The sequence below is a fragment of the Neolewinella xylanilytica genome (assembly GCF_002934605.1).
GTDB classification, from domain to species: domain Bacteria; phylum Bacteroidota; class Bacteroidia; order Chitinophagales; family Saprospiraceae; genus Neolewinella; species Neolewinella xylanilytica.
On the sequence record NZ_PTJC01000005.1, the window covers coordinates 398,619 to 416,591 of the forward strand.

Annotated in this window: 14 protein-coding genes; 11 read left to right on the forward strand and 3 right to left on the reverse strand. The window is 61.6% G+C overall.

All coding sequences use genetic code 11. The features are described from left to right. The first annotated feature begins 208 nt into the window (after window positions 1-208). The 9 genes from CLV84_RS01570 to CLV84_RS01610 all read left to right on the forward strand — a co-directional run bounded on the left by CLV84_RS01570 (window position 209) and on the right by CLV84_RS01610 (window position 8,914). The gene (locus CLV84_RS01570; protein WP_146088672.1) at window positions 209-790 is read left to right on the forward strand and encodes a helix-turn-helix domain-containing protein; all 582 of its coding nucleotides are present in this window, start codon (window positions 209-211) and stop codon (window positions 788-790) included. A gap of 11 nt (window positions 791-801) precedes the next feature. Then, on the forward strand, window positions 802-2,067 hold the full coding sequence (locus tag CLV84_RS01575; protein WP_104417986.1) for a DUF5690 family protein: 1,266 nt from the start codon (window positions 802-804) through the stop codon (window positions 2,065-2,067). Beyond that, window positions 2,064-3,161: an alkaline phosphatase family protein gene (locus CLV84_RS01580; RefSeq protein ID WP_104417987.1), complete on the forward strand. Its 1,098-nt coding sequence runs from the start codon at window positions 2,064-2,066 to the stop codon at window positions 3,159-3,161. Before CLV84_RS01575 ends, CLV84_RS01580 begins: the two co-directional genes overlap by 4 nt. A 3-nt stretch (window positions 3,162-3,164) precedes the next feature. Next, window positions 3,165-4,367, forward strand: coding sequence for a TIGR03364 family FAD-dependent oxidoreductase (locus CLV84_RS01585; RefSeq protein ID WP_104417988.1), 1,203 nt, complete (start codon window positions 3,165-3,167; stop codon window positions 4,365-4,367). A gap of 28 nt (window positions 4,368-4,395) precedes the next feature. Continuing rightward, on the forward strand, window positions 4,396-5,076 hold the full coding sequence (locus CLV84_RS01590; protein WP_211295133.1) for a phosphonatase-like hydrolase: 681 nt from the start codon (window positions 4,396-4,398) through the stop codon (window positions 5,074-5,076). Window positions 5,077-5,163: 87 nt separating this feature from the next. Continuing rightward, a complete protein-coding gene (locus CLV84_RS01595) occupies window positions 5,164-6,033 on the forward strand; it encodes a thioredoxin family protein (protein ID WP_104417989.1) in 870 nt (289 codons plus the stop codon). Between the two features lie 142 nt (window positions 6,034-6,175). Further along, window positions 6,176-7,063 (forward strand): alpha/beta hydrolase, encoded by an 888-nt coding sequence (locus tag CLV84_RS01600; RefSeq protein WP_104417990.1) that lies wholly within the window; start codon window positions 6,176-6,178, stop codon window positions 7,061-7,063. A gap of 223 nt (window positions 7,064-7,286) precedes the next feature. Continuing rightward, a complete protein-coding gene (gene bla / locus CLV84_RS01605) occupies window positions 7,287-8,015 on the forward strand; it encodes a subclass B1 metallo-beta-lactamase (RefSeq protein WP_104417991.1) in 729 nt (242 codons plus the stop codon). Between the two features lie 38 nt (window positions 8,016-8,053). Next, window positions 8,054-8,914, forward strand: a complete 861-nt coding sequence (locus CLV84_RS01610; RefSeq protein ID WP_104417992.1) for an N-acyl homoserine lactonase family protein — start codon at window positions 8,054-8,056, stop codon at window positions 8,912-8,914. A gap of 5 nt (window positions 8,915-8,919) precedes the next feature. Here the strand turns inward: CLV84_RS01610 and CLV84_RS01615 are convergent, their stop codons facing one another. After that, window positions 8,920-10,581 (reverse strand): tetratricopeptide repeat protein, encoded by a 1,662-nt coding sequence (locus CLV84_RS01615; protein WP_104417993.1) that lies wholly within the window; start codon window positions 10,579-10,581, stop codon window positions 8,920-8,922. Window positions 10,582-10,645: 64 nt separating this feature from the next. After that, window positions 10,646-11,209, reverse strand: a complete 564-nt coding sequence (locus tag CLV84_RS01620; RefSeq protein ID WP_104417994.1) for a DUF7010 family protein — start codon at window positions 11,207-11,209, stop codon at window positions 10,646-10,648. Window positions 11,210-11,488: 279 nt separating this feature from the next. On the opposite strand from CLV84_RS01620, the gene CLV84_RS01625 reads away from it, so the two are divergent. Then, window positions 11,489-12,454 carry a pectinesterase family protein gene (locus CLV84_RS01625; RefSeq protein ID WP_104417995.1) on the forward strand — a complete coding sequence of 322 codons (966 nt, stop codon included), beginning with the start codon at window positions 11,489-11,491 and terminating at the stop codon, window positions 12,452-12,454. A gap of 549 nt (window positions 12,455-13,003) precedes the next feature. On the opposite strand, the gene katG is transcribed toward CLV84_RS01625, so the two are convergent. After that, window positions 13,004-15,307 (reverse strand): catalase/peroxidase HPI, encoded by a 2,304-nt coding sequence (gene katG, locus CLV84_RS01630; RefSeq protein ID WP_104417996.1) that lies wholly within the window; start codon window positions 15,305-15,307, stop codon window positions 13,004-13,006. Between the two features lie 405 nt (window positions 15,308-15,712). On the opposite strand from katG, the gene CLV84_RS01635 reads away from it, so the two are divergent. Continuing rightward, a complete protein-coding gene (locus tag CLV84_RS01635; RefSeq protein ID WP_104417997.1) occupies window positions 15,713-17,863 on the forward strand; it encodes a catalase in 2,151 nt (716 codons plus the stop codon). The last annotated feature ends 110 nt before the right edge of the window (window positions 17,864-17,973 follow it).

A 17,973-nucleotide genomic window follows, 5' to 3' on the forward strand; every position in this document is an offset into this window, starting at 1 on the left:
AGTTTGGGTTAAGCCCGGACCTGGGTAATTGACTGAAAAATAGCCAGTTGCGTTAAGTAAATGTGTTCCCGGGGCGGTGCGGGTTTACCAGGGAGAAACCTTTTTTCGCCCGTATTAAGCCACCGTTATTTTACCGTGAATTCCGCTTTACACGGGGGGTGAACGCTTGGGACCGGGGGGCGAACGGGCTAAGTTTGCCCCGGAACGTATGCAGACTTCCCTACTCGATCTCGGTCCGCGACTGCGGAGTTTACGGCGGCGGCGCAAGCTGTCCCAGCAAGAAGTGGCCACGGCCGTGGGCGTGACGAAGGGGATGGTCTCCAAGGTGGAAACCGGCCGGAGCATTCCCACCCTGCCCCTGCTCTTCCGCTACCTCGCCGCCATGGAATGCCCGGTGGCGGAGTTTTTCCAGGACTTCGGTCCCGCGCCCCCGCCGCCCTACGTCCACCAGCGGGCGGAGGCTGCCGAGCCGATCGAGCGGGAACTCGCCAGCCGGGGTTTCGACTACCTGCAATTGCTGGCCGGCGAGGGCCGGGACTTCGCGCTGCGGGCCGTATTACTCACCATCGAACCCGGCTCGCGCCGCGACAAAGTAACCACCGACGCCTATGAGTTCAAATACGTATTGGCCGGCCAGCTGGACTACGAGATCGGCGACACGGTGCTCCAGCTCCGCCCCGGCGACAGCCTCTTCTACGACGGCCGCATTCCCCACGTCCCCCACAATCACGGAACCGAACCGGCCCGCATGCTCGTGGTCTACCTCCACGATCAGCTCCTGCGCCCCTAAGTCACCACGGTATGCTTAGGGCGGGACTGCTGGCCTTCGGCGCCTACTTCTGCACGTATGCTTTCCGCAAGCCCTTTACGGCGGCGGAGTTCTCGGCCGCCGGCGCGCTGTTCGGCGTACTCGATTTCAAGACCACGGTGGTGGTCGCCCAGGTCTTCGGCTATGCCCTATCGAAGTTTATCGGCATCCGGGTCATTTCGGAGCTGAGCCGGGTGGGGCGGGAGCGCTTCTTTATCGCGCTCATTCTCTGCGCGGAGTTGGCACTGGTAGCCTTCGGGCTGGTCGGCGACCACTGGTCCGCCCCCGTGTGGCTCTTCCTGAACGGGCTACCGCTCGGCCTCATCTGGGGGGTGGTCTTCAGCTACCTGGAGGGCCGGCGCACGACGGAGATCCTGGGGGCCATGCTGTCCGTCAGCTTCATCGTCAGTAGCGGGGCGGTGAAGACGGTGGGATCGCTGTTGCTCGGTGCAACCGGGGCGTACTGGATGCCCGCGGTCACCGGTGGCCTCTTTTTTCTGCCCTTGCTGGGGTGTATTTACGGCTTGTCGCGCCTGCCCCCGCCGGACCGGGAAGACATCGCCGCCCGTACCCTGCGCAAGCCGATGACACGGGCCGAGCGCCGATCGCTGCTTCGACGGCTCGGGCCGGGGCTCATCGCCGTGCTCGCCCTCTACGTCCTCATCACTACGCTGCGCGACATCCGCGATAACTTCGCCGCCGAGCTCTGGGCCGACCTGGGTTACGGCGATACCCCGGAAATCTTTACCCTGGCGGAGTTGCCCGTGGCCTTGCTGACGCTCCTGCCGCTGCTGATCGGCTACCGCATCCAGTCTAACCGGCGGGCCCTGCGCTACTACCATGGGCTGTTTACCGGGGCCGCGGCCCTTATCTTACTGGCAACCGTCGCCTTTTCGCTGGGCGTACTGGCCGGCGGACCCTGGATGGTAGCCATCGGTTTAGGGCTCTACCTCGCCTACGTGCCGCTGAACGCCATTTACTTCGACCGGCTGATTGGCGCCTTCCGGCAGGCCGCGACCGCCGGCTTTTTGATTTACCTCGCCGATGCCGGTGGCTACGCCGGATCCATCGTCGTATTGCTCCTGCGCCTCGGCGCCCCCGAAATGGGCTGGCTGGGTTTTCTGACCGCGCTGGCCTACCTCGTCGGCGCGGCGACGCTTGCCCTCAGTTTGTACGGCTGGTTCGCGGTTAGCCGCCGCTTTCCGTCCACCCACGCTCACCCCCCGCTTTCTCCCACCCTTCATCCGACCACGCTATGAAAACCTTCCTCACCCTTTCGCTCCTGCTGTGTTTTACCGCCGGCACGTCCGCCCAGACCGCCACGGAAAACGTCATCCTCATCACCATGGACGGCCTACGCTGGCAGGAACTGTTCGGCGGCGCGGTCGACTCCATGATCGCCAACGAAGCCTTCACGGGCGACCGCGAGCGGATGGAAGCCAGCTACCTGGCCCCGACCGCCGAAGAAAGACGTCGCCTACTCATGCCTTTCTTCTGGGAATCCCTGGCCCCGAAAGGGATGGTCTTCGGCAACCGCTGGGAAGCCAACCGGGTCGATTGCCACAACGACCAGTGGTTCTCCTACCCCGGCTACAACGAGATCCTGACCGGCCGCGCCGACCCCGCCATCAACAGTAACGATAAGATCCCGAACCCCAACGTCACCGTGCTGGAATGGCTTAACGGCAAGGAGGAGCTGAGGGGCAAGGTCGTCGCTTTCGGCAGCTGGGACGTCTTCGACTGGATCGTCAACGAGGAGCGCAGCGGCATCCCCGTCAACAGCGGCTACAACGTGGCGGAGGAAGACCTCACGGAGCGGGAGGCATTCATCAACAAGCTACAGGAGCAGGCCCCGAGGCTCTGGGGCGGCGTCCGGCCCGATATGCTCACCCACAACTTCGCCCTCGAGAAGCTGCGTAAGGATCACCCCCGCGTCGCCTTCATCAGCTACGGGGAAACCGACGACTTCGCCCACGACGGCAGCTACAACCGCTACCTCGACGCCGCCCACGCCACCGATGCCATGTGGCGCGACCTGTGGGAATTCCTGGAGTCCGATCCCCAGTACGCCGGCAAGACCACCCTCCTTATCACCACTGACCACGGTCGCGGCGACAGCCCCATGGCAAAGTGGAAGGACCACGGCCATGACTACCCCGGCTCCGATGCCATCTGGCTGGCGGTAATCGGCCCCGACACCCCCAACCGCGGTGAAATGACCGGCGACCACCAACTTTACCAGGATCAGATCGCTACCACGCTGGCCGCCCTGCTCGGCTACGACTATCCGGGGGCGGACGGACCCGAAGTGGGTAAGCCCGTCTCCGCTGTCCTGTCCACCACCAAAAAATAAGCCATGATCCAATCCGATCTACTCATCGTCGGGGGCGGCGTCCTCGGCACCTTCCACGCGGCCGCGGCGCTCGATCGGGGACTGTCGGTAACGCTCTGCGAAGCCTCGACCACCCCGCGCGGAGCCACGGTGCGCAACTTCGGCCAGATCGTGCCGTCGGGCATGCAGCCGAAGTGGCAGGCACACGGTCGGCGCAGCCTGGCTATTTATAAAGATTTGCACTCTCGGACCGACATCACCCTGCGTCAGCTCGGCAGCGTCTACCTGGCGTCGGACGACGACGAATTGGGGCTGCTGGAGGAAATGGCCGATATCAACCGGGCAAACGATTACCCCAGTCAGCTGCTTACCGCCAGCGAATGCCGGCACCGCTACCCGGGCCTGCGGTCGGACTACTGCGTGGGCGGCCTGTTTTTCCCAGAGGAAGTGACCGTCGAGGCCCGCGAAATGATCGGTCGGGTACTGGCTTATTTAGTCGCGGAACGCGGACTGGACTACCGCCCCGGCCACCGCATCGTTAAGCTGAAGGGCGCCGGAGCGCGGGTGCAGGCCCGCGACAACCACGGCAATCAATACCGCGCCGAACGGGCCATCGTCTGCAGCGGTGGTGATTTTCGCTCCCTTTTTCCCGAACGGCTACGGGCCAGCGACCTGGAACTGTGCAAACTGCAAATGCTGCGGATCGCGGCGGGATCGGGTCCCCAGCTTCCCGGCAATATCCTGACGGGTTTGAGCATCCGGCGGTACGAGGCTTTCCGCGACTGCCCGAGCTACGCCCGCGTGAAGGAAACGGAAGACCCGGGCGCCTTCTGGAAACAGTGGGGCGTCCATATCCTCTTCAAGCAGAGCCCGGACGGTTCGATTATCCTCGGGGATACCCACGAGTACGCGTCCGCCAGGGAGGTAGACGCGCTCTCCTTCGAAAACCGCCCCCGGCTCAACGACTACATGGTGGACGAGGCCAAAAAGATCTTCGACCTGCCCCGTTGGACGATCGACGCCAGCTGGAACGGCTACTACAGCCAGTGCCGCAACCGTGACATCCACCTGGAAAGTATCGGCGACCGCATCCACGTCGTCACCGGAATCGGCGGCAAGGGGATGACGGCCGGTCCGGGATTCTCGGCGGCCCACATCGCCCACCTGTACGACGGTACGCCGCTCCACCCGGAAACCGTAGCGACCCCCGCCGCCAGCCGGAATTAATCATCACCCCCCCAGCAACTCCATCTCCTTGGATACCTTTCGCCTTCCCTCCGATCTGCGCCTCTTCGTTTTCGACATGGCCGGCACCACCGTCAACGAAGACAACGTCGTGTATAAAACGCTACTCTCCACCCTGCAGCGCGCGGGCTACGACCTGGACTTACCCCTCGTCCTCCGGGAGGGCGCCGGCAAGGAAAAGCTGCAGGCCATCCGGGATATTCTGCAGCGCATCGATGGCAACGACGGCCGAGCCCGGGAACTCTACGCCAATTTCCGCGAGGAACTGACGGAGGCTTACGGCGACCTTACGGTACGGTCCTTCCCCGGAGCGGCCGATCTCATCGGCCGGCTTCGGCGTAACGGGGTAACCGTAGCGCTCAACACCGGCTATGACCGCGCAACCGCCGAGCGCCTCCTGCGCAAGATGCAGTGGAAAAAGGGGGAGCAGTACGACCTGCTGGCAACGGCCGACGACGTGGCCGCCGGCCGGCCGGCTCCGGATATGATCCAACTGCTGATGGAGCTGTCCGGCATCCGGGTGCCGACCTTCGTGGCCAAGGCAGGTGACTCCGCCGTCGATATCGAGGAGGGCCGGCGGGCGGGTTGCGGGCTGACGGTGGGGGTCACCACCGGCGCTCAGTCCCGCGCTCAACTGATGGCCGCCGGGGCGGATCTGGTGGTGGACGATCTGGCCGTGCTGGTTATGTAAGCGGCCCTTCTTCGGGGTCTCCCCAATTTTTCCTGCAATCGTGTAACCATTCGCTCTGGTCTGAGTACCCGATCTCAAACACAACGAATGAAACCTCACTGGATCTTCAGTCTACTCCTTGCCCTGCCCCCGCTGCTGGCCAATGGGCAAGGCCTGGACATAGTAGAACAGGATTACCCCGCCGCCCTGGCCAAAGCCGCCGAATCCGACAAGTTGGTATTTGTCGACTTCTACACCAGCTGGTGCGCGCCCTGCAAAGAGCTGGATAAGCTGATCTTTCAGAACGACTCGGTCCGCGACGTGCTGGGTAAGGATTTCGTGCTCCTGCGCTACGACGCGGAAAACGACACCACCTTTCACCTGTCCAAGAAGCATCACGTTTCCAGTTATCCCACCGGCCTGATCCTGAATCCGGAGGGATACCTGGTGGCCCGCAAATACGGCTTTCCGGGCGACGATTTCGAAGCCTTATCCCAGAGCGTCTTGGTATTCACCGAGCAGGCGCTTCGGCGCAGCCAGGGGGATACGGTAATCGCCGGCTATTCCAACCATATCGATGGCACGGAATATCCCGGCTTTTACATCGATTACGTCAACCGCACGAATACGAAGGTCGATTCCACAGCATTCCGTGAGTACTGGGACACGGAGCGAAACGTCTTTTCCGAAGGATACTTTTCCACGCTATTTTACTTCGCTTCCGAAGATATTCCCGACCGGGTCGCGGACCGCCTCCTGGAGCATAAGGAAATCTATTCCACCCTATACGGATCCACGGATGTAGATATAGCCCTCATGTTCCTATCCTTCAATAAGCTCGGTGCCGCCGTGGCGGACGGCGACAGGGAGCAACTTGCCGTGGCCGCCGAATACACACGGGCGGCGCTGGACAAAGATTTCGCGGAGGAAGTAGTCGCGAGATACGAGGAACAGTTCCGGGCGGCGGTAGCGGAGTAGCCAGCGTGGCTACTGACACTAGGCGTAAAACGTAGATACGGCCGACACCTACCGTACCGGTCAAACCGGCGGGAGGTGCCCGAATGCAAAATCCCATGCTGCAAAAGCCTACCTTAATGCAAGCCAAGCCCTAGCCATCCCGATGCCCAAACAACTTCTGTTCGTCTTTACGGTCCTCCTCCCGGTGCTGGTCTGCTCCCAGAGTAATCCCGTGCTCGATCGCTTTCCCGCCGGTACCGTTCTGCACGCCAATATTCCCTACCAGAACGATACCCTAAGCAAGCACCTGCTGGATATTTACCTTCCGGCTGACGCCACCGGACCATTGCCCCTGGTAATCTGGATCCACGGCGGGGCCTGGCTCGTCAACGATAAGTACGCCGACATGAGCTACATGGGCGGCACGATCGCCGAAATCATCAACCGGGGGTATGCCCTCGCCTCCATCGATTACCGCAACAGCACCCAGGCCAAATTTCCCGCCCAATTGCAGGACTGTAACGCGGCCATCGCGCATTTACACGCCCACGCGACGGCTTACGGACTCGACCCCGACCGCTTCGCCCTCATGGGCTTTTCCGCGGGTGGTCACCTGGCTTCGCTAGTCGGGCTCAGCCGGAACAGCGGAAACCCGGATTTCCTGACCGCCACCGATACCGCTTTTCGGATCCGGGCCGTAGTCGATTTCTACGGTCCCGCCGAACTCGTGCTTTTTCCCGGTGCGGCCGATAGCCGGTCGCCGGAGAGCGTGCTGATCGGTGCCGCCCCGCTGGATCGCCCCGATCTGGCCCGCGCCGCCAGCCCCGTTACCTACGTAGACGCCGGCGACCCTCCCTTCCTCATCGTCCACGGCGAACGCGACGACCAGGTGGATCCCAAGCAGTCTCGCCTGCTGAGCTCCTGGCTCACCGTGGCGGGGGTGGAAAACGAGCTGATCATCGTGGCGGGCGCGCCGCACTACGGCCCGGAATTCGACGTGCCGGAGGTGCGGACGAAGGTGCTGGCGTTTCTGGACCGGCATCTGAAGTAATCCTGATGGTATGCTCCACCGGATGCGGCAAAGGCAACTGGAGAAAAAGCAGCCACTGATCAATAAAGCAATACCGCGTGCTGACTATCTTCGGGCAAGCAGCAGCGGTTAGGATGGAGGCCAGTCGGTATGGTTCACGGTGCCGGATCGGGTGCCGACAAACCGGAAAACCTGCCGCAGGAGCTGCCCTGTCCCACCCTGTCCGTCCGCTTACTTTTTCCGCATGAAATGGCTCCTCCCCGTTCTCCTCTGCTTCGCCTGCCGGAGCAGCCCGCAAGCTGGCACCGATTACACCTCCGAAACGCTCACCGTCAACCGGCTTACCGACCACACCTACCGCCACCTCACCTACCTGGACGTACCCGGATATGGCCGCGTCCCCTGCAACGGCCTCATCGTGGTTAACGACGGTGAAGCGCTCGTCTTCGATTCCCCGAGTACCGACGCTACGGCCGGTGAACTGGTCGATTTCATCGGGGAAGAGCTCGGGGCCACCATCAAGGCCGTCGTAGCCACCCACTTCCACGACGACTGCGTAGGTGGCCTGGCCGCTTTTCACGGGCGCGGCATCCCTTCCTATGGACTAGCCGCAACAGTGCGCCGAGCGCAGGAGGAAGGCAATCCGGTACCGGAAAACGCCTTCGACAAACGAATTTCCCTCTCCGTCGGAGACATTGAAACGCTCACCCTGCACCCCGGCCCCGGCCACACCCCGGACAACGTCGTCGCATACGTACCCGCCGATCGGGTCCTCTTCGGCGGCTGCCTGGTCAAGGAAACAGGGGCTACCAAGGGCAACCTGGCCGATGCCGACACCGCCCGCTGGTCGGCCACCATCGGAACCGTCCGGGATAGCTTTCCCCGCCTGCGCGTCGTGGTACCCGGTCACGGCGAACCCGGCGGACCCGAGTTGCTGACCTACACGGCCGAACTCTTCGACCCGGAGCGGTAGGTGGTCCGGCGGCTTATCTTTCTCCGAAGAACCGCCGCATGCCCCACGTTTTCAGCACCGAACTCCGCTCCTACGGGAATACCCTGCGCGTCCACGGGCTATCCACGGGTACGCTGGCCCTCAAGGATAAGGTCATGAACTGCACGCGGCCGGGTAACTTGCGTACCCTGCTTTCTTTCGTTGATAAGCAGTGGGCGGACTTTATGCCGGTCTGGACCTGGGTCATCGAACACCCGGAAGGGACCTTCCTCATCGACACTGGGAATACCGTGACGATGACGGAGCCGGACCATTACCGGGGGCAGGACTTCCTCTCCCGCCACTACTTTACCAAAGAAATGCGCTTCCGCATCGAGCGGGAAGAAGAGGTGGACCACTTACTGGAGGCCGTGGGGCTATCCGCCAACTCCGTGGACCGGATCGTCCTGACTCACCTCCATTCCGACCATACCGGCGGCCTCGGGCACTTCCCCGGTACTCCCGTCATCGTAAGCGACCACGAATGGGAAACGAAGGACAGTGCCTTTCCCCGGTTGTGGCCGGAAGCCACGCAGTTCGACCCGGTAGCCCTCGACGGAAGTTTCGGGCCCTTCCCCCGCGCCCGCTACCTCACGGAGGCCGAGGACCTGATCCTGGTCGAAACTCCCGGCCACACCCGCGGCCACTGCTCGGTGCTTCTAAAGACGGACGATGGCCTGATCTGCTTCGCGGGTGATCTTGTCTACGACCAGGAGCGGCTGTTCAAGAATTCTTTTTCGGCCACCATCCAGAACGAAGCCGACAACCGCGAGAGCTGTCGCCGGCTGCTCCGACTGGCGGACGAGCAGCCCGTCATTTTCCTCTCTTCCCACGATGCCGGGAACGCGGAACGCCTGAACCGACGCCTGGCCCTGAAGTAGCGGGCTTACTCCTCCGCGTCCATTTCCGCGAGCATCTCCCTGGCGTGCTTTCCCGTGGCGCCGTCGGGGTCCAGCGCGATCACCCTGCGGTACAGTTCGACCGCCTTGTCTTCGTTGCCGGCCTTGCGGTGGGCTTCGGCCAGACTATCCCACGCACCGGCCGAATCCGGAAACAGCTCCGCGTTCATCTCCAGTACGAACATTGCCGCCTCGATCTGCCCCTGGGAGAGCAGATTGCTACCCGTTCGGGCAAAGGTGCGTTCGAAGGGGTAGTAGCGGTAATTGGGGTCTTCCACGAACTGGCGGGCCTCGGTTGCCACCTCGTCCATTTTACCGAGATTGAAAAGCTCCGTCAGCCGAGCCATGGGATTCAGGTAGGTCAGTTCACCGTTGTAGCGGAGGATCGCCTTCATCGCGGGATCCACGTTATCGCGGTAGTCGGCGAAGGAGAGATCGGCGGGGAGGTGGGGTGCCAGCCAGTCGGCGTTTTCCCACTGCGGCTTATCCTGCCACCAGGCGAAGGAGAGCCGGGGTTGAAGCTGGCTCTTCGGGAGTTCGACGGCGCGGTTATCTCCGTAGAAGTTGACGTTCTCCGAGGTGGGCTCCCCGACGAAGATGGCGTTGGTGTAGTTGTCCAGTTCGTTGACCAGGTTCTGGGCCGCGGAGAAGGTGCGCCGGCCGATGATGACGAATAACTTGCCCACCCGGTTGATCTTATCCGTGCGGATGATGCCGGTGACGACGGGCAGATTATTGTAGTTGTTGCCGCCCCCATTGAGGCGGACGTCCAGTACCAGGCGTTCCACGTCGTTGTCTTCGACGAACGCAAACACCTCCTCGTAAAAGTCCGGTAGCATTTGGGTGGGGTCGTGCTCTACCTGGCTCTGGCGTACGTAGACGGTCTTGCTGTTGGGTAGGTACTCATAGAAATACACTTTGTCGAGGTGCCTGAGCCAGAGTGGGGTCGTGGATTGGTCCCGGGCGTTCATCCAGTTGCCGTCGTCGGGCAGCATCCCATACTCGAGGGGGTAGCCGTCGTAGGATGCCGGGGCAAAGGTGACGTCGAATGACCGGCCGTCCTTCACCAGGGTCAGGGTCACCGTTTCCTGCCGTTCTTCGGTTACGCCCTGGGCGTGGAGTACGGCGGGATTGCCGAGGTAGCCTAGGCCGTACGCCTGCAGGAATTGCTCGTTCTCCACCGGGACGACGGGGCGGATCGCCGCGATGGCTGCCTCCACGGGCGTGCCCGCTACGTGGGTCACGCGTGCGCCGACCGCCCGGGCGTAGTCGCGGTGGGCGCCCTGTACGTATATCCCGTCGGAGAAAGCGTACAGGTTGTAGGGCATCTGCTGAAAGCCCAGTGTATTACCGGAATTCCATGCATCCAGCCCCAGGCGGGTATGCCCGTAGCCGAACAGCGCGATCAGGCGGGCGATCCCGACCGATACCTCGTGGTCCTCCAGGTCGGGTACGGCGGCGTAAAGCTCCTCCACGGCCGCGTCGAAGGCTTCGGCGGTTACCTTTTTGAAAAGGAAGGGATAGTCATCGTGCACGGTCCGTTGTAGAAAGCGAATGTCTTCCCGCCACTCCTCCGGGCTGAGCGCCGGCTGGGCGTGGAGCGTAAATACGGACCAAACGAATGACAGGGTAAGCAACAGGCGAAGCATGGCGAAGGTATTTCGAAGTGGGGTAAGGTATCGAGAAGGGGCGGCCCATCCCATACGCAGCGCGCTAGTGGGCCCCTACACCCCTAGCCCAGGTCCGACGCGTCAGCATCCACCCGGATAGTAACAGAAAACAGCCCGCCGTAAACAGGGGAATGAGGTATACGGACGTCGGTGGCTGGAACAAGGCTATTCCCAGTGCACCGAGAGAAATAACGCCTGCGGCCACCGCGTATCCCAGTTCATCGTACAGCCAGGCGTAGGGAAACAGATGGGCGCCGGTAATGATGGCGTACCCCATGATGAAGTATTCCGGTGAGCGCAGCAACAGGAAAACGAGGATCGGGAAATAGAATAGTTGAGCGAAATTCAGCCACAATCCCAGGGGTTGGAGGGGGTTGTCGGGTAGCTTCCAGGTGGTTCCCATGACCTTACTCAGGAGCAGCGCCAGGGGCAACATGACCGCGCCTACCATAAAGGTCAGCACGCTTTTATCGTAGGCGGCGTACGGAGTCAGCCAAATCAGCGCTATTCCGAACCACACCAAGGTAGCGGCGAGCATAAACTCGATACCGGTCTTGGTGCGGACGATGAGGTCTTCGCGGTATGCGGCAAGGGTGGAAGTGACCATGAAGGGGCATTGATTTCCTTACAATTTGCCGCAATACCCCGGCGCCTGCCAGCAATTTCGTTCAACCGAGTGGTTTTACCGACGAGCAAGGAAACGCCTAGGCCAGGGAGCGGAGGCCCTCGGTGAGGCTAGGGTAAACCGTTTCCTGGTATCTATTCACCTGCGCTTCGACGCCCATATAGCAAGCGGTGAAAAATTGAATAGACATGCTGAAAAGGGGAGGGGAGCGGTGGCCCGGCGCAACGTATACTCGCCGAATAAGCCGATCAATCAGCCAACATGCGTATCCTGACAACCGCTCTTTTCCTTTTATTGGCCCTTTCCAGTCTCTCCGCCCAGGATGGACGCGCCTACGATTTCGTGGTGGACGCCGGCGGAAGCGGTGACTTCACCCACGTACAGGACGCGATCGACGCCGTGCCCGCCCTGCGTAAAAACCGAACCTACATTTATATTCGGAACGGCACCTATAAAGAGAAGCTCGTGCTGCCCCCGACCGCCACGAACGTTAGCTTCATCGGGGAGAGTCCGGACGGGACCATCCTCACCTACGACGACTACGCCCAGCGGGAAAACCGCTTCGGGGAGGAGATTGGCACCTCGGGGTCCACTTCTTTCTACGTCTTTGGTGACGGGTTTTCGGCCGAAAACATCACCTTCGAGAATGCCGCCGGACCGGTAGGCCAGGCGGTAGCGGTACGCATTGACGGCGACCAGGTCACCTTCACCAACTGCCGCTTCCTCGGCAACCAGGATACGCTCTACCCCCACGGCCGCGAGAGTCGACAGTACTACAACAACTGCTACATCGAGGGTACGGTGGACTTCATCTTCGGCTGGTCGACGGCGGTCTTCGATAGCTGTACCATCTTCTGCAAATCTCCCGGTTACATTACCGCCGCGTCTACCGAGGAACAGGATTCGGTGGGCTTCGTGTTCCGTAATTGCACCATCGAGGGGAGCGCGCCGGCCGGCAGCGTCTACCTGGGCCGGCCTTGGCGGGATTACGCGCAGACGGTCTTCCTGGACTGCGAGCTGGGCGAGGTGGTGCATCCCGAGGGTTGGCACAACTGGGGGAGTGAAGAGAAGGAAAGTACGGCTTACTATGCTGAGTATGGCAACAGCGGCCCCGGCGCGGCTACCAAGGAGCGAGTAGAGTGGTCGCACCAGCTTACTGCGGAGGAAGCGGAGCGGTACCGGGATCCGGAGGCGCTGCTGGGGGGGTGGGATCCTGCGGATCGGTAACTCAGCGGGCAACTACCTGGATTGATGTCGGGTGGGTTTTTTGGTCGCCTACGGCTTGTGGGGGAAGCAAGGTAGTTGAAGTATGAAGTAAAAAAAGCTACCGTCCCGGCAGCTATCGGACTCGCCTGCGGCTTGTTTTCTCAACACGGATTGACTTCGTCGCTGCTTCGCGGTCCACGAATTTTGGGCACGGATTGAACACAGATTGGCTGCGCCGCTACTCCGTGGTTTCCCGCAGCTCATGCCTACCCGAATTGTCGATGCCACTGCGTGGCTTTCGCACCACGCTTCGCGAAACTTAGCGTCCCCTCTTTTCTCTGCGGCAAACCTCCGTCGCGCAGCGACCACTCATTGTCCTCTCCCTCCGTGCTTCCCTCCGTGAAGCGAAGCCTCTGTGTTTAACCCGTTTCGCGAAAATCAGCGTCCCTTCTTTTCTCAGCGGTTACCCTCCGTCGCGCAGCGACCACTCAGCCCACCTCCACGACAAAAAAAGGCGACCCGTCACCGGATCGCCTTAAATCATTTACAGCCTGACGACTGAAGTCGTCGCTACTTCACGTCGAAGCGGTCGGCGTCCATCACTTTGGTCCAGGCCTTGACGAAGTCGCTGACGAACTTCTCCTCGGCATCGTCGGCGGCGTACACCTCGGCGAGGGCGCGCAGTTCGGAGTTAGAGCCGAAGATCAGGTCGACGCGGGTTCCCGTGAGGGTCTTGTCGCCACCACGGCGATCCTTGCCTTCGAAGTGGGTGTCGTTATCGTCCGTGGCCTTCCACTTGTAGCCCAGGTCGAGCACGTTGTTGAAGAAGTCCTGGGTAAGGGCCTCCGACCGGTCGGTGAAGATGCCGTACTTGGAATCGTCGTAGTTCAGTCCGATCGCGCGCATACCACCTACCAGCACCGTCATTTCGGGAGCGGTGAGGGTAAGGAGCTGGGCGCGGTCTACGAGCAACTCCTCGCCGGAAGCGTTGATCGGGTTGTTGCGGTTCACGTAGTTGCGGAAACCGTCGGCGTAGGGCTCCAGGGCCTCGAAGCTTTCCTTGTCGGTCTGCTCCTCCAGCGCATCGACGCGGCCGGGGATGAAGGGTACGGTGACGTCGTGTCCGCCGGCCTTGGCAGCCTTTTCGATGGCGACGTTGCCGCCGAGTACGATTAGGTCGGCGATCGATACGTGCTTGTTGCCCGACTGGGAGTCGTTGAAGCCTTTCTGCACTTCCTCCAGCTTGCCGAGCACCTTATTCAACTGCTCCGGCTTGTTCACTTCCCAGTGGCGCTGAGGGGCGAAACGAATACGGGCACCGTTGGCACCGCCGCGCTTGTCGGAGTTGCGGAAGGTAGCGGCGCTGGACCAGGCGGTGTAGGCCAGTTCACGGACGGACAGGTCGGTATCGGCGATGGCCTGCTTCAGATTGGCTACGTCGTTGTCGTCGATCAGGTCGTAATCGCGCTGGGGAAGCGGATCCTGCCACAGCAGGTCTTCCTGCGGCACGTCGGGTCCGAGGAAACGGCTCTTCGGTCCCATATCGCGGTGGATCAGCTTGAACCAGGCGCGGGCGAAGGCATCCTTGAAGGCCTCGTTGTCGTCGCGGAAGCGCTTGGAGATTTTCTCGTAGGCCGGATCCACGCGCAGGGCGATGTCGGTGGTGAACATGGAAGGGTGATGCTTCTTGTTCGGGTCGTGTGCATCGGGGATGAGTCCTTCGCCTTCGCCGTTCTTCGGCTTCCACTGCCAGGCACCGGCCGGGCTCTTGTAGAGCTCCCAGTCGTACTGGAAGAGGAAGGTGAAGTAGTCATTGCTCCACTGGGTCGGCGTACGGGTCCAGGTGACCTCCAGGCCACTGGTAATGGTGTGTGCACCGTGGCCGCTCTCGTAGCTGCTGTTCCAGCCCGTGCTCATGTCGGCAATGCCCGCTCCGGCGGGTTCGGCACCGACGTACTTTTCGGGATCGGCGGCTCCGTGGGCCTTACCGAAGGTATGTCCGCCGGCGATCAGCGCCACGGTCTCCTCGTCGTTCATGGCCATGCGGCCGAAGGTCTCGCGGATGTCGCGGGCGGCCTTCATCGGGTCGGGCTCGCTGTTGGGGCCTTCGGGGTTCACGTAGATCAGTCCCATCTGTACGGCGGCCAGGGGGCTTTCCAGCTGGCGGTCGCCGGTGTAGCGCTCGTCGCCGAGCCACTCGCTCTCCTTACCCCAGTAGATGTCACTGGCGGGCTCCCAGACGTCCTCGCGGCCGCCGGCGAAGCCGAAGGGCTCCACGCCCATGGTCTCCAGGGCGATGTTGCCGGTCAGGACCAGCAGGTCGGCCCAGCTGATCTTACGGCCGTACTTTTTCTTGATGGGCCACAGCAGGAGACGAGCCTTGTCCAGGTTGGCGTTATCCGGCCAGCTGTTCAGGGGAGCGAACCGCTGATCGCCCGATCCGGCACCGCCGCGTCCGTCCTGGATGCGGTAGGTACCCGCGCTGTGCCAGGCCATGCGGATAAAGAAGGGGCCGTAGTGACCGAAGTCGGCGGGCCACCAGTCCTGGCTGTCGGTCATCAGGTCGCGCAGGTCCTGCTTCAGGGCCTCGAGGTCGAGGCTTTCAAATTCCTTGGCGTAGTCGAAGTCCTTGCCCATGGGGTCGGACTTCTCGTTGTGCTGGCGCAGGATGCTTAAGTTCAGGGCGTTGGGCCACCAGTCACGGTTGCTGGTACCGGCGCTGGCCGTGGAGTGGGCGCCGCTGAGGAAGGGGCAGCTGCGGCTTGATTCGTTGACTTCCCAGACCTTGCCGTTGTCGGGCTGGTTGGACTGATTTTGGGATTGGCCGTGGGACCGGCCTTCCTGCTCAATGCCTTTATTATTGGTGTCTTCCATAGATAATGTGTTTTGCCGGGGCCCCATCGCAGCGGCCTCCGCTATTAGTTGTATTGGTTCAATGATAAGGGTTATGGATCGGCCATAGTTCAAAGCGGGAGCGTTAGGCAGGGGGTAGTCGGCGAACGGCCGGGAAGGTGAAATTTTTTTTTGCGCGGACGCAGGAGCGGTGTTGGCTGACCGGTCAAATGCTTGCCCCTTACCGTCCCCGGCCCTGCAAACGGTCGAACACCCCCGAATGGCTTGGGTTGTTGGTAGTAATTACCCAGCAACGGGTAATCCTCACCGCTACCTCCCGTTCAATGTAGCCCCGTGTATGCGCAGTCGGGACATTGAATTTACCCTACCTATACCTCGCCTCTTGATTGCAATTTTCAAAGGCCGATTTAATAAATCTATCGAATTATGAGTGCTAAAGACAACGGCGTACCCTCCGGTCAATCCGCCAAGCAGGATCAACTGGACCAGTTCCGCTCCGACGCTACCGATCAACCCATGACCACGAACATGGGGCTCAAGGTCAACGACGCGGGCAATTCCCTCAAGGCCGGTATCCGCGGCGGAACCCTGTTGGAAGATTTCTGGCTACGGGAAAAGATCAACCACTTCGACCACGAGCGCATCCCGGAGCGCATCGTCCACGCCCGCGGCAGTGCCGCCCACGGGGTGTTCGAACTGTACGAAGCCATCCCCCAGTTCACCAAAGCCGGGATCTTCAATGACGTGGGACGTAAAACCCCCGTCTTCACCCGCTTCTCTACGGTAGCCGGCTCTAAGGGTAGCCCCGACCTGGCCCGCGACGTGCGCGGCTTCGCCGTGAAATTCTACACCGAGGAAGGCGTCTGGGACCTCGTGGGCAACGACATCCCCGTCTTCTTCATCCAGGACGCGATGAAGTTTCCCGACCTAATCCATTCCGTCAAGCCCGAACCGGACCGCGAGATCCCCCAGGCGCAATCCGCCCACGATACCTTCTACGACTGGGTAAGCCTGACGCCCGAAGCCCTGCACAACCACATCTGGGTCATGAGCGACCGCGGTATTCCCCGCAGCCTGCGCATGATGCAGGGCTTCGGCATCCATACTTTCCGGATGATCAACGACGAGGGCGTCGCCCACTTCGTTCGCTTCCACTGGAACCCCGTACAGGGTACCCACTCCGTGACCTGGGACGAGGCCGTCAAGATCAACGGGGCCGATCCCGATTTCCACCGCCGCGACCTTTGGGACGCCATCGACGCCGGCCAGTTCCCCGAATGGGAGTTGGGCCTGCAGATCATCCCCGAGGAAGACGAGCATAAGTTCGACTTCGACCTCCTGGATGCCACCAAGCTGATCCCCGAGGAAATGGTGCCCCTGCAGGTCGTGGGCAAGATGACCCTCAACCGGAACCCCGACAACTTCTTCGCCGAGACCGAGCAGGTGGCCTTCCTGCCGACTCACCTCGTGCCCGGTCTGGACTTCAGCAACGACCCGCTGCTGCAGGGCCGCCTGTTCAGCTACCGCGATACCCAGCTCAGCCGCCTCGGCAGCGTCAACTTCGAGCAGATCCCCATCAACCGGACCCTGGCCCCCAACCACAACGACCAGCGCGATGGCCACATGCAGATGTCCGTACCCAAGGGCAAAACCGCCTACTTCCCGAATACCCTCGGCGGTGGTTGCCCCTTCCTCACTTCGCAGAAGGAGGGTGCCTTCGAATCCTACACCGAGCGCATAGACGGGAACAAGATCCGGGCCCGTAGCGAAAGCTTCGTCGACTACTACAGCCAGCCCGCCCTGTTCTACCGCAGCCTCACCGACTGGGAAAAGGCCCACACCGCCGATGCCTACACTTTCGAACTCGGCAAGTGTACCTACCCCCACGTCCAGAAGCGCATGCTGTACCAGATCAGCCAGATCGATGAAGCGCTTGCGCAGCAGGTAGCCGAAGGCCTCGGCCTGGAAGTTCCCGACAGCGTCGATGGCCCCGTTAACCAGGCCATCAGCGCCGACGCGGACGTGGAGAAGATGCAGCCGCCGAAGAAGAAGATCTACCTCGACAAATCCGACGCGCTGAGTCTCACCTTCCGCATGGGCAGCAAAGGCATCGCCACCCGGCAGATCGCCGTACTGGCCGCCGACGGTTTCGACGCCGAAGACTTCACCGCCATGACCGACAAGCTCAAGGCCGAAAACGCCGTAGTCAAGATCGTCGCCCCCCACGGCGGCACGATCACCTGCAGCAAGGGGCACGACCACGAAGTGTTCTCCGGCATCATGATGACGGAGAGCGTCCTCTTCGACGCGGTGTACATCCCCGGCGGGAAGAAGTCCGTCGACGCGCTGCTGAAGAAAGCCAAGTACAAGAAATTCGTCGATGAGGCCTTCATGCACTGCAAGGCCATCGCCGTGGACGGGGAAGGCATCCAACTCCTGAAAGCCACCCACGTCGGCGAGTATATGGACGACGACAAGGCCGTCTTCGTGGACGGTAAGCCCCAGGCCTTCGTAGACGCCATCGCCCAGCACCGGAATTACGACCGCATGGAGGTGGCTAAAATGGTACCGGCTTAGGCCTAAAGCCCGTCAGCCGCATACCCCGGACGCGCATCCACCCGGGTCTCGTCAGCCGAATCCCCCGGCCGCGCAGCGCCCGGGGTTCGTCTGACGAGTAAAGTAAAAGT